Source organism: Marinobacter sp. EVN1 (genome assembly GCF_000475375.1).
Taxonomy (GTDB): domain Bacteria; phylum Pseudomonadota; class Gammaproteobacteria; order Pseudomonadales; family Oleiphilaceae; genus Marinobacter; species Marinobacter nauticus.
The window spans coordinates 299522-312056 of record NZ_AXCB01000023.1 but is presented as its reverse complement, the minus strand read 5'-3'; the positions used below and the strand labels follow the sequence as shown (position 1 = coordinate 312056).

The window sequence follows — 12535 nt, the reverse complement described above, 5'->3', positions numbered from 1 at the left end:
AAATTGGCCGTTGTCTTCAGGCATCGCCGGCAATCGGTCCGGCTGGCGGCGGAAGTCGCTTGCCCGACCAGTTCTCCAGCAGCCGGCAGGCAACCAGGTCGCCGGTCACATTGATGGCGGTTCGGCACATATCCAGGATTCGGTCCACGCCCATGATCAAGGCAATGCCTGCGGCTGGTACACCCACCGATTGCAGTACCATTGCCAGAATGACAATGCCGACCCCCGGGGTAGCCGGCGACCCTATGGAGGCACCTACTGCCATGGCGACCACCAGGGCCATACTGCCAACACTGAGGTCGATGCCGTAGACCTGGGCCAGGAAAACGGTCGCGACGGCCTGATAAAGCGCGGTGCCATTCATGTTGATGGTTGCGCCCAGGGGGATTACAAACTGGGAAACCGACGGGCGCACCCCCAGTTTGTCTTCTGCGGTACGGATAGACAGGGGCATGACCGCGGCGGAGCTGGAGGTCGAAAATGCCAGCAGCAAGACATCACGGGTATCCCTTAGGAACTGCAGTGGCCGTACACCTGCCAGCAGTTTGAGAATGACCAGATAAAACCCCATCAGGACGGCGAGGCCGAACAGCACCGTTGCCACATAAGAGGCCATGCCAATCATGGCACGAAAACCCAGGGTAGTCGTCAGTTGTGCCATCAGGCCAAACACGGCATAGGGCGCGAGGCGCATGGCCCAGCGAACTACGGTCATGCAGATTTGCTGCAGTGAATCGAGCAGGTCCAGCATCGGTTTGGCTTTGTCGCCCGACATACTGACCAGCGCAACGCCGATGATGATGGAGAAAATCACCACCTGCAGCATCTGTCCTTCCACCATGGCGTCCAGGGGGTTGCCGGGCAGAAGTCCAATCAGTGTCTGGGGGATGGCGTCCAGGCCGGGGATGTCGGCGGCCACCGGCGCGGCATCGGCTGGCGTTGTTGTCAGGCCGGTCATCAGATCCCCAGGGTTAACCAGGCCGCCCACCCAGAGGCCGATGGTGGCCGCAATGGCGGTTGTAATGACAAAAAACAGGGTAACCCGGATCCCCATTTTCCGGAGTTGTTCCAGGTTGTCGCTGGCGGCCAGTCCTCGCACCACCGAGGCAATCACCAGTGGTATGACGATCATCTGTATAGTGGCGAGGAAGAGTTGCCCCGGAAACGCCAGCCAGTTGCCGATCAAGGTGCCTGTTTCCGGTTCGACCAGGCCGACCGAAGGGCCAAGCAGTGTGCCCACCACCAGACCAAGCCCCATGCCAATGAGCACTTTAAGCCAAAGCCTGCCTTTGACCAGTGTGGCCAGGTAGACGCTCAGATGGCGCAGCGAGCGAGGTGCGTTGTCGGTGGTCTGAGCTGGTGTGTTATCCATGATCAACGTGTCCGTGTTGCCGTTTTTCTGTGCCGGTGACAGGCAGGGATCGGGCCTTTGAAGACAATAACCATAGGATAGTCAGGCAAACTATGCATCTGGATCAATTTCTTTGTGATTCCGCTTCGGTCCACGATTGTTTGGGCTAAACTGCAGAGAACGCTGACGATAAGGAGCTTTTATGCCGTTCTCTCCGAACCACCTTGCTGAGCTGAACCTGTTACTGCAGTTTCCGTCCGCCTCTACCCAGGAGGGCATCAAGGTGCACGCTCACGGTGCGGCGCCGGAAACGCTGCGCGCGGCCGAATCCCTGTTTGCCAAAGGGCTGATAAGCCAGAAGGATGGTGGTTACCTGACGCCGCTTGGTTGCGAAGCGGTGGAGTTTACCCAGAAGCTTCAGACAATGCTCACCGCCCCATAGGGTGACTGTGGCTCTGTAATGGCAAGGCTGTACCTGTTCCCGGCCTGATTGGCCGGGTATAGTCGAGGCTCTTTTTCCAGCCTCTGCCAGGACTTATGCCACCGATCTATTACTCCTTTTTTGTGCCCGCCCTGTTTGTCTGGTTGTGGAGCACCGGGTTCATTGGCGCCAAGTATGGCCTGCCTTATGCGGAACCCTTTACCCTGCTGCTGATCCGTATGCTGCTGACGCTGGTGCCGTTGGCTATTCTCGCCGTGGCCATGAAATCCCGTTGGCCGGGCTGGCGTGGGGCCGGGCATCTGGCGATTACCGGGTTGTTGGTGCAGGGAACCTATCTGGGCGGGGTGTTCTATGCCATCGATCAGGGCATGCCTTCAGGCCTGGTCTCACTGATTGTTGGTCTTCAACCGCTGGTAACCGCGCTGGCAGCCGTTCTGATTCTGCGGGAGTCGGTTGCTGGCAGGCAGTGGCTGGGACTGGTCATGGGGCTGGCCGGGGTGGCGTTGGTGTTGGCGGAAAAGCTGGGTAGCGGTGCCAATGGTGGTAGTTTTTCACCGGTCACCATTCTCTGGGCTGGCTTGTCGTTGATCGGAATTTCACTGGGTACGGTCTATCAGAAGCGCTTCGGAACCGGAGTGGATCTGATATCTGGCACCATGATTCAGTACACAGCGGCTGCAGCGTTCTTCGCGATTGGTGCTTTTACGCTGGAGACCCGGCACATCGAATGGACAGTGCAATTCAGTCTGGCGCTGGGATGGCTGGTGTTCGGGCTGTCGGTAAGTGCCATTCTGATTTTGATGTGGCTTATTCGTCGTGGTGCGGCTTCGCAGGTGGCCAGTCTGTTTTATCTGGTGCCACCGGTAACGGCATTGGAAGCCTTTATTCTGTTCAATGAGCGGTTGGGGCCGTTGGCCATTGCCGGGGGAGTGGTGGCGGTAGCGGGGGTGGCCCTCGTGGTTACTGGAGGGCCACGACCGTTAAATCGCTGATGCTATACCTTTGGCCCCTTACCGCGCAGGGCGTTAACGACCAGCGACACCACCAGAAGCACCAGAAAGACGAAAAACAGTATCTTCGCGAAGCTGGCTGCTGTGCCTGCAATACCGCCAAAACCCAGAATTCCTGCGATCACTGCAATAACGAGACAAACAATAGCCCAATAGAGCATTTCCTGTCCTCCATTCAAGGGTTGCCCTTTAACCGTGGCACAGGGCTTCCCGGTACGCAATTTTCAGCGGGCTTTGTGGAGGGATGGTAACGGCCCCGTCATTTGGCCATCGCCGCAACAGAGTTCTTGTCAGTCCGTTTTTCGGGTCGGAAACACCGACGTGGAGAGTGTGGGCTGACAGCCAACGACACCTCGTGCCTGCTCGTGGGCATGCAGGTACCAACGCTGGCCGCCTTCCGGAAACGTGGTGCTGTTCACCTGAAACTCTGCGGTGCCCACGGTTGCAGGAATCGGGGTGCCATCGGCATGGCGGTAGACGCAGCTGGTACCGAGGGTTACAGGCCGGGCAACAGGCAGCTCAATGAAGCCGTCGCTGCGCACGGTCGGCGCTTCTCCATTGATGTCGGTAATCTTCAGGCAGGGGCCAAAATGAATACGATCCTGGTCGCCGACGGGTTCCTCCAGACAGTGTGTGGCCTTGAGAAAAACAACATTACGGTTGGCCCCTTCCTTTGCATCTGGAAGGTTCTGGCAACCTGTCAACGTCACCGTCAATGCTGTGATGCCGGCGGCAATCAGATGTTTCATCGGGATCTCCTGCTTGTGCCAGTAATGTATAAAGAATAAGGGCCACTTGAGTGCTTTCAGGCTTTCAGGCTTTCAGGCAATAGCGTCGTTCCGGGCGCCCAACGCTACCATAGTTTACTTCGGCGCAAAGCTCACCGGTGCCGACCAGGAATTCCAGATAGCGGCGGGCCGTTGTCCGGGAGGCTCCGATCTCGGCCCCCATTTCTTCCGCGCTCCAGTGACCCCCAGTGGCAACCACCCCTCTGATCTTGTCCAGCGTCAGGCTGTCGACACCTTTTGGCAGCCGTTCAGGCACGGAGGCTTCGGTGTCGTTGGTGGCTCTGGGTAACAGCTCATCTACTTCTTTCTGGGCGAGCTTGTTCAGTGCCAGCAGCTTGTCCAGATGCTCCCGGTAGCGGTTAATGGCTTCCTGCAGGCGCTCGAACACCAGGGGTTTCAGAATATAGTCGAATACGCCCCCACGAAGGGCGCTACGCAGTGTTTCTACCTCTTTGGCTGCGGTAATCAGAATGACGTCTGACCGACGGTCACGGGCTCTCAGTTCCCGGAGCAGGTCCAAACCATTGCCGTCGGGAAAGTAGACATCCAGGAGGATCAGTTCAGGCTCCAGTACGTCGATCAGATCCCTGGCATCGGCCAGGGTATGGGCTATGCCACAAAGTTCCACCTGTTCAACACGCTCAACAAACCGGCGCTGAATCTCGGCGATCTTCGGATCGTCTTCAACAATAAGCAGTCGGATCGTGGTCACGGATGTCCTCCCGCAATCGGCGTTTTCGGTAAGTAGAGCGTAAAACGACTGCCACCTCCGGACAGGTTTTCAACCGTCACCGAGCCTCCCCAGCGATCGAGAAACTGCTGAACCAGATGCAGGCCGATCCCGTGTTTCTCACCTTTGGTGCTGAAGCCACGCTCGAAAATCCGGGCCCGATCCGGCCCGGGAACTCCGGGGCCCTCGTCTTCAACCTCGAAAATCAGCTCGTGCCCCAGATCGGTCATCGACAGTGATACCCGGCCGCCGTTGCCCGCCTTGTGGAGCGTGGCTTCAAGCGCATTGTCAATCAGGTTGCCGAGAACACTGACCAACTGATCCCTGGGCAGCTCCGCCGGGAGGTCGGCCATCTGGCTGCCAGGGTCTATTTCCAGACGCAGGCCCATTTCCTTCGCCCTATTGTACTTTCCGAGCAGACAACCAGCGATAATCGGGTCTGGCACGGCTTCCAGCAGAAGATGCAGCAGCGCCTGATGGTCGCTCACCTCGCTGCCAATCAGATTAAGCGCCTCTTCAGTCGCGCCAATCTGTATCAGTCCGGCGATGGTGTGAAGCTTGTTCGAGTATTCATGGGTCTGGCTGCGAAGGGTATCGGCATACTGCTGTATTCGCGTGAGTTGTCTACTCACCTGATCAAGCTCATCTCGCCGGCGAAAACTGGCTACCACGCCGATGATCTGCTCACCCTGGCGAACTGGCAGCCGATTGACGACCATTTGTCGTCCTCTTAACCAGACTTCACGGTCGAAGTCTGGTTGTCCGGTTTGCAATACCGACATCAGGCTGCTTTCCGGCAGAATGTCCAGAATGGGCTTGCCTGCGAGAGGTTCGTTCTCAGACAGTTCCAGTGTCTCATAGGCTGCCCGGTTGGCGGTGGTTATTATCCCGTCCCGATTGACCGCAATAATGCCTTCACGAACGGATTGCAGGGTAGCGTCACGCTCCTGGAACAACCGGGCGATTTCCTCTGGTTCAAGGCCGAAGATGGCACGCTTGAATCGGCCGGCGATGATGATGGCCGAGAACACTGTGAACAAAAGCATTAGGCCGACAACACCATAGAGAACAAAATTATATCGACGTATGGTGTTCTCAACCTGCTCGAGACTGTAACCCACCGATACGATCCCGATGATCTTGCCCGTTTCCGGAGTGGATACCGGAGCCTTTCCGCGCATGGACTCCCCAAGGCTGCCTTTGGCGCGAGCGACATACGCCTGGCCGTGTTGCAGAGCCTGTTGGCCGTAATCACCATCGTCGTCACCCATCGAATAGCCAATCCGGGTCGGGTCCGGATGCGCCAGACGGATTGCCCGGTGATCGCCAATGACAATAAACAGAGCTTCATTGGTTTCGGTAAGCCGACGGGCCAGTTGATTGAGCGCAGGGATGTTTCTGGTGCGGACGCCCTCGATAACAGCCGGTGTGGCGGCAACGGTTTTGGCGACCATCAGAGCGCGCTCGCCAATTTCCTCATACAGTGACTCACTGAGGTAATAGCCGGCAAAACTGCCAATCAGCACCGTTTGCAAGGTGCCGAGCAATCCCAGGGTCAGGATCATTCGGGTTTTCAGTTTGGTTTTTCTTAACACGGATAGAGCACGGCTTTTTGTCGTTTGCTTTTCAGGGTAATCCATCCTCGCGGCCACCGCCCGTGATCTTTATGCACAGAATGCAGAAAAAAGCCTTTAAAGGCGTTACGCCCACAAGCTTCTGTGTCTCGGGTTTCACCTAATAGTCTGCCCTTAATCGCCTCACCGGAGAGCCCTTCCTCATTCGTTCCGGTGGCCTGGCGATCATCACAAAAACAACTGAGTAAGGTGACCACAATGATGTTCAAACGATTCCTCTCTCTGGTGGCGGCGGCCGCCGTCAGTACCTCTGCAATGGCTTGGCAACCTTCTGGCAAGGTTGAGTGTCTGGCACCGGCGGATCCCGGAGGCGGCTGGGACTTTACCTGCCGGAGCGTAGGCAATGTGCTGCAGGATCTCAGCCTGGTTGATGGAACAGTGCAGACCGTCAATATGGCCGGCGCTGGCGGTGGCGTTGCCTACGCTCATACCGTGAGCAAGCGCGCAGGTGATAACAAGCTGCTGGTGGCGGCTTCCACGGCAACGACAACACGCCTGGCCCAGGGCCAGTTTCCTGGCATGAATGCGGATATGGTCACCTGGGTGGGCGCACTGGGCGCCGACTACGGGATTATCGCGGTAAGCAAGAATTCCAGGTATCAGAACCTCAAAGAACTGATGGATGCCGTGAAGGCCAATCCCAAGTCCGTCAAGTTTGCCGGTGGCAGCGCAAGGGGTGGCTGGGACCACCTGAAGGTGCTGATTGCCGCAAAAGCGGCGGGTGCGGAAAAACTCCCATCGATTCCCTATCTGTCCTACAACAATGGCGGTGAAGCCATGACTCAGGTTGTGGGTGGCCAGGTGGATGCGTTTACCGGTGATCTGTCTGAGGCGACAGGGTTCATGGAGTCCGGAGATTTGCGAGTGATCGCTGTTCTGGCCGATGAACGATTGCCAGGAAAATTCAGTGATCTGCCCACAGCGAGAGAGCAGGGCATTGATGCGGTAGGGCCAAACTGGCGGGGCTTCTATATGCCTAAAGACGCGGATGAAGCCGCCAAGCAGTATTGGGTAGATGCGGTCGACACCCTGTACGCCAGCGAAGAATGGAAACAGGTGATGGCCCGCAACGGATTGATTCCGTTTCACCCTCCTGCCAGCAAGTTTGACGAATTCGTGCGCAACCAGGTGCAGGACATTGAAGCACTCTCTCGTGAAATCGGGTTACTCAAATGACGGGCTTCGGTGATCGTATTCTCGGCCTGGGTCTTCTGGTCCTGGCAGTGGCTTATGGCTGGGCTGCGCAGCAGTGGCCGGAACCCTTTGGTGGCGCTGAGGGGGTCGGCCCAGAGACCTTTCCTACCATCTTGTCGGTGGTTCTGGTGGCCGGAAGTCTGTATCTGATGATCAAGCCTGACCCGGATGCCCGGTGGCCGATTGGTAAATCGGCACTGGAACTTCTGGTCTCGGTGTTGGTTCTGGTGGTGTATGCCTTGTTGCTGGAGCCGCTGGGATTTGTCATCGCGACAACCTTGGCTGTCGGAACGCTCAGCTGGCGCATGGGAGCAGCGCCTAAACGTGCCTTTCTTACCGGTTTAGGCAGCGCCGTCGTGGTGTTCGTCCTGTTCAATTACGGGTTGTCGTTGAGCTTGCCGGCTGGCCCGCTGGAGGTGCACTGATGGAAACCCTTGGCTTTCTGATGGAGGGGTTTGCCGTTGCGCTGACTCCGTACAACCTGATGTTCGCTCTGTTTGGCGCATTTGTGGGAACCCTGATTGGTTGTCTTCCGGGACTGGGGCCGGCCAATGGTGTGGCGATTCTTATACCACTGGCGTTTACGTTGGGACTTCCGCCCGAAACCGCCATGATTCTGTTGACCGCAGTCTATGCAGGCGCCATGTACGGCGGGCGAATCTCCTCCATTCTGCTCAACATACCGGGCGATGAACCGGCGATGATGACCTGCCTGGATGGCTACCCGATGGCCCGTAAAGGGAGGGCCGCTGATGCCTTGGCGGTTTCTGCCATCGCATCTTTCTCGGGTGGCCTGATCGGGACCATCGGGTTAATCATGCTGGCGCCCGTGCTGGCCAGGTTTGCCCTTACCTTCGGCCCTGCCGAGTACTTTGCGCTGTTTCTGCTGGCGTTTGCCACACTGGGCGGGATCACCGGCAAGAACCCCATGAAGACGGTTATTGCGGCGGCATTGGGGATCATGATTTCCACGGTGGGTATTGATATTTCCACGGGAACCCAACGCTATACCTTCGGTGTGCTTGAACTCTATGAAGGTATCGATTTCATTCTGGCCATTGTGGGTCTGTTTGCCATCTCCGAGTTGTTGTTTTTCGTGGAGCATCGCATGGGGGAAGGGCGAGAGAAAATGCAGGTTGGCAAGCTCAGCCTGAGCCTGAAGGAGTTGGTAACGACCATACCAACACAGCTTCGCGGCGGGATTCTCGGCTTTATTTCCGGTGTGCTGCCGGGGGCGGGTGCTTCTCTGGGTAGTTTTATCAGCTACACCCTGGAAAAACAGGTGGTTGGCAAAAAAGGCCGTTTTGGTGAAGGTGACATCCGGGGCGTTGTTGCGCCCGAGGCCGGTAACAACGGGGCATCTTCGGGTGCCCTGGTCCCCATGCTGACATTGGGTGTGCCGGGCAGCGGCACGACCGCTGTCCTGCTGGCGATGCTGATTTCGCTGAATATCACACCGGGCCCACTGATGTTTACCCAGAATGCCGACATTGTGTGGGGCGTTATTGCAGCGCTGCTGATTGGCAACGTTCTCCTGCTGGTGTTGAACATTCCGCTGGTGGGGTTCTTCGTAAGGTTGCTGTCTGTTCCGCCGATGTATCTGCTGCCAATTGTCACGATGGTCGCGTTTGTCGGGATCTACTCGATCAGCCACAGCACCTTCGATCTGTATTTCATGATTGCCTTCGGTATTGCCGGCTATTTTCTGCGCAAACTTGAGATTCCTCTGGTTCCCATCATTCTGGGCCTGTTGCTGGGGCCGGAAATGGAGAAAAACCTGGGACATGCCCTGGTCCTGTCGGACGGCGACTGGAGCATTCTTTGGGGGAGTCCTCTCGCCATCGGGCTATGGACTGTCGCCGGCCTTGGCCTGGTGCTGCCTTATCTCGTGGGGCCACTACTTCGCCGGAGGATGAATGCGGCGATCAAAGAGTCCCCTGTCAGCGACTAACCATATCTTCAAGGCTTTTCTGACGAGCTGCCTTTGTCAGTCTTTGCACCGGGCTTTGCCCGGAGTTTTTTTATGACCGCACGAAACTAGTCCGTGCGTGCCGTGGGATGATTGTCATCTCTGGGTGTAAGTGACTGTCCGCCCTCAGAGTCTGCACGCAGTGCCTGCAGCAAACGGCGGTCACGATCATACACATCGTTCCGGAACTGGAGAACGCCGGCCGGATCAATCCAGGTGGTCCAGTATTGCAGGTACACAGGCACCGGTTCCGATAGCACTACGGTTGCCGGTTCGGCGGTTGCCAGGGTCTGCTCAATTCGCCTCTTGTTCCATCCGTTGGTGCTGGCCAGCAATCGTTCGGCCAGCTCAAAGGGGCGTTCCAGACGGATGCAGCCGGAGCTCAGGGTTCGCTCCAGACGAGTGAACAGCGATTGCGCCGGTGTATCGTGGAGGTAGATATCGTACCGGTTCGGGAACATGAATTTGACCTGGCCCAGCGCATTCTGGGGGCCGGGTTGCTGAATCAGCTGGTAGGGAAAGTTGTTCTTCGAGAGTTCCGTCCAGTCGATTTCTGCTGGATCGACTTCGCTCTGGTTTGCGCCCCAGCCCCTGAAAACCTTGAAGCCCAGGCGCTCCAGATACTCCGGATCTGACCGTATGATCGGTAGCTGGTCTTCGATCATCAGCTTCCGGGGTACCGTCCAGGTCGGATTGAACACCAGGTAGCGAATGCGATCGCTGAATACTGGCGTCTGCCGGTATGGCCTGCCAACAATTACCCGTTGGCGGTGGACCTGCTCGCCGTTCTCTACGAGCACCAGCTCAAAACCGGCGATGTTGACGACGACATAGGTTTCTCCCAGGGAATCCGGTAACCAACGCCAGCGTTCCAGATTGGCGTCAAGGCGGTATATCCGTTCCAGGGGCAACAGATTCAGCGCTGTCAGGGTGTCTGGGCCGACGATTCCGTCTGGTTCCAGGCCGTGTCGGGCCTGGAATAACGGGATCGCAGTGGCCAGGACGTCGTCGTAGTGTTGGTGATTCGAGGCTTCTGGCGAATCGCCGGAGAGGTCGCCTAACAGTGCCAGGCGACGACGAATGTCGGGTATGCGGTTATCGGTATCGCCTGGTCGGATACTTGGTCCCGAAACGATAGCCGGCCAGTCTGCGCTGATCAGCTCACCCAGTGCTTTGCGTCGTTGTACCAGTTGATGGTAGGCCGCAGAGCGGGGTTTCAGATCCTGCAGGGTGGTGTAGACGGTGCCGCTGGCCAGGGCTTCGGACAAGACCGACTGCATCTCCCTTTGCTGGCGGTTGGCGGTCCATTCCGCATGGATGGTTGTGGGGTTGACCTTGCCGTGGTGCAGGTGGGACGCCAGTAGCAGGAAGGCATCCGAGAGTACAAGGTCAAGGTCGGTCTGTAATTCCTCGGCGCTGTCATTCAGGTCTTTCAGGGCGAGTGCTGCAAGGGTGTCGTAGTGGTAGTCGCGGGGGTTGAGACCGTCACCGGCCACTTCCCGAATGGCTTCGAGCAATTCCCTGCGATTGCTCGGGTCCTGCCAGGCCAGCGTGTACCCTCTGGCTTCGTAGAATCGCGTCAGTGCTTCCTTGGCATATAGCCGGGATTCCAGCACCGATACCGGGTAACCAGCCTGCAGGGCTTCAATGCGGTTGATCAGTCCATCATTGCCCTGGGCCTTGGCCGGAACCGCAAACACCAGAGCCAGGAGAAGCCCGTACAGGATGAGTGGGTAACGTGCTTCCTGCATTCTGCGCCTCCATTGCGGTGTACGATCAAAGGCTGTCCCTGCAGTGTCCGTAATGCCGGGGCAGTCTATCTGACGGCAGTATAGCCTGATCGTTCACTCCCGGTAGGGGCAAAGCGCGCGGTTGGCTTCTGCCGCCCGAGACTGCGGGCGGCAATGGCTGGGGCTTAGCCAGCGCGCCCAAACATACGTTCAAGGAAACCCAGTTCCCTGACATCGGGCACGGGCAGTTCATCCACCTGCTCCATGGCCTGGCGCCAGAAGGCCTCAGGCGTGTCCAGGTGCTCGACGGTCTTACGTTCTTCCGGGCTGTAATGATTGTGCTCCCCGGTCATGCCGGCGTCGGCCAGGGACTCTGTCCACAGGTAGATCGCCGAGCGGATGGTGCGCAACAGGCGGCAGTACACTTCACGGCTGAGATTGATCGCCAGTTCCGCCTTGAGGTTGATCTGCTTTTGCACATGGGCCATGTCGTCTTTGTCCAGCAATGCCCGATGACCATTGCCTTTCTTGCAGTTCAGGCACACCTGCTCCAGGGACTTGATGCCCTCCGGAAGGTCCAGGTGACCGTATTCCGCGGTCTGGCGCTCATCCACCGGCGCTGGAATCCAGCCGTACTGGGGTGATTTTGCAACAATGTGACCGGGCAGATCGCGTCGGTAGGGCGGGGCCTTGTCCTTGTCGGTGTAGCCATCAAATTCTTCCCGCAACCAGGCCGCCATTTTCCGGTGGCGTAGCATGGTGGCGAGCGTAATGGCCGAGGGTACGATGTCCGTTAGCAGGTCGCTGGCGTCCTGGGTACGTTCCTGAAGATGATCCACGGATGTTGACATGGTCTGCGCTCCATTCGGGCCGGTTTATGGGCCCTGATCTTTTTGTTGTTGTCTGGTTCTCCTGTGTCGGCATCAGGAGTAACCTGTGGTTAAAAAGTAGTCAGTCCCGGGTGTTCGCACTGTTGTAAAAAAGTTATGCCTTTGTAACGACAGGTAAGCATGAGGAGGGACACCTTATGAACAAAGACGGACAGGATCTGAGTGATATGCGACGGGCCATGGTCCGGTGCCAGCTGGTGCCTCGGGGTATTTCCGATGGACGGGTGCTGGAGGCCATGGAGCGTGTGCCCAGAGAGCAGTTTGTCCCCGAACATCTGCGCTTCGAGGCTTATGAGGACCACCCGGTACCCATTGGCCAGGGTCAGACCATTTCTCAGCCCTACATCGTTGCCCTGATGGCAGAAGCTCTGTGTCTCAAGGGCCGCGAGCGAGTGCTCGATATTGGCACCGGTTCCGGCTACGCCGCCGCCGTCCTGGCCAGTCTCGCTCTGGAAGTTTTTTCCATTGAGCGCATTCCGGAACTGGCGGCCCAGGCGCGCAAGAATCTGGACCGAACAGGCTTCACCCAGGTGCATGTGAAATGCGCAGACGGTACGTTAGGCTGGCCAGAAGCAGCACCATTTGATGGCATCTGCGTGGCTGCCGGAGCCCCTGCGGTGCCAGCGGCCCTCAAGCAACAACTGGCGGTCGGCGGGCGGCTGGTGATTCCGGTGGGCACAGAGGGCGGCCTTCAGCAACTGCTCTGCATCACCCGGCTGTCGGATTCCGAGTATGAACAGGCGAGCTACGGCGATGTACGTTTTGTCCCGCTGCTGGGTGAGGAAGGCTGGCCCTGA

The 12535-nt window shown here is 57.8% G+C and carries 13 protein-coding genes; 6 read left to right on the top strand and 7 right to left on the bottom strand.

The window, feature by feature from the left end:
- Positions 1-16 precede the first annotated feature (16 nt).
- Positions 17-1372, bottom strand: coding sequence for a dicarboxylate/amino acid:cation symporter (locus Q674_RS33055; RefSeq protein ID WP_023009164.1), 1356 nt, complete (start codon positions 1370-1372; stop codon positions 17-19).
- A gap of 181 nt (positions 1373-1553) precedes the next feature.
- Here Q674_RS33055 and Q674_RS33050 point away from each other — a divergent pair, with 181 nt between their 5' ends.
- Together Q674_RS33050 and Q674_RS33045 are read left to right on the top strand one after the other, a co-directional pair.
- Positions 1554-1793, top strand: coding sequence for a TIGR02647 family protein (locus tag Q674_RS33050; protein WP_023009163.1), 240 nt, complete (start codon positions 1554-1556; stop codon positions 1791-1793).
- Positions 1794-1888: 95 nt separating this feature from the next.
- Entirely contained in the window at positions 1889-2785 is an 897-nt protein-coding gene (locus tag Q674_RS33045; protein ID WP_011786344.1) for a DMT family transporter, read from the top strand.
- Between the two features lie 2 nt (positions 2786-2787).
- Here Q674_RS33045 and Q674_RS40900 read toward each other — a convergent pair whose 3' ends face one another.
- From Q674_RS40900 to Q674_RS33025, 4 genes are all read right to left on the bottom strand, one after another.
- On the bottom strand, positions 2788-2964 hold the full coding sequence (locus Q674_RS40900; RefSeq protein ID WP_022991499.1) for a DUF1328 domain-containing protein: 177 nt from the start codon (positions 2962-2964) through the stop codon (positions 2788-2790).
- 129 nt (positions 2965-3093) lie between these two features.
- Positions 3094-3552, bottom strand: coding sequence for a hypothetical protein (locus tag Q674_RS33035; protein WP_023009162.1), 459 nt, complete (start codon positions 3550-3552; stop codon positions 3094-3096).
- A gap of 64 nt (positions 3553-3616) precedes the next feature.
- The gene (locus Q674_RS33030; protein ID WP_023009161.1) at positions 3617-4303 is read right to left on the bottom strand and encodes a response regulator; all 687 of its coding nucleotides are present in this window, start codon (positions 4301-4303) and stop codon (positions 3617-3619) included.
- Positions 4300-5961 (bottom strand): sensor histidine kinase, encoded by a 1662-nt coding sequence (locus tag Q674_RS33025; protein WP_051993049.1) that lies wholly within the window; start codon positions 5959-5961, stop codon positions 4300-4302. Before Q674_RS33025 ends, Q674_RS33030 begins: the two co-directional genes overlap by 4 nt.
- Positions 5962-6153: 192 nt before the next feature.
- Between Q674_RS33025 and Q674_RS33020 the strand changes: the two genes are divergently transcribed.
- Genes Q674_RS33020 through Q674_RS33010 form a run of 3 tightly spaced genes read left to right on the top strand, consistent with a single transcriptional unit; the run spans position 6154 to position 9100 of the window.
- Complete coding sequence (locus tag Q674_RS33020) at positions 6154-7131, top strand: Bug family tripartite tricarboxylate transporter substrate binding protein (RefSeq protein WP_014422254.1); 978 nt, start codon at positions 6154-6156, stop codon at positions 7129-7131.
- On the top strand, positions 7128-7574 hold the full coding sequence (locus Q674_RS33015) for a tripartite tricarboxylate transporter TctB family protein (protein ID WP_023009159.1): 447 nt from the start codon (positions 7128-7130) through the stop codon (positions 7572-7574). Before Q674_RS33020 ends, Q674_RS33015 begins: the two co-directional genes overlap by 4 nt.
- Positions 7574-9100, top strand: a complete 1527-nt coding sequence (locus tag Q674_RS33010; protein ID WP_011786337.1) for a tripartite tricarboxylate transporter permease — start codon at positions 7574-7576, stop codon at positions 9098-9100. Before Q674_RS33015 ends, Q674_RS33010 begins: the two co-directional genes overlap by 1 nt.
- Before the next feature lie 86 nt (positions 9101-9186).
- Here the strand turns inward: Q674_RS33010 and Q674_RS33005 are convergent, their stop codons facing one another.
- Both Q674_RS33005 and Q674_RS33000 read right to left on the bottom strand, forming a co-directional pair.
- On the bottom strand, positions 9187-10869 hold the full coding sequence (locus Q674_RS33005) for a L,D-transpeptidase family protein (protein ID WP_023009158.1): 1683 nt from the start codon (positions 10867-10869) through the stop codon (positions 9187-9189).
- Positions 10870-11033: 164 nt separating this feature from the next.
- Entirely contained in the window at positions 11034-11699 is a 666-nt protein-coding gene (locus Q674_RS33000; protein ID WP_023009157.1) for a hypothetical protein, read from the bottom strand.
- Between the two features lie 176 nt (positions 11700-11875).
- Between Q674_RS33000 and Q674_RS32995 the strand changes: the two genes are divergently transcribed.
- A complete protein-coding gene (locus Q674_RS32995) occupies positions 11876-12535 on the top strand; it encodes a protein-L-isoaspartate(D-aspartate) O-methyltransferase (protein ID WP_023009156.1) in 660 nt (219 codons plus the stop codon).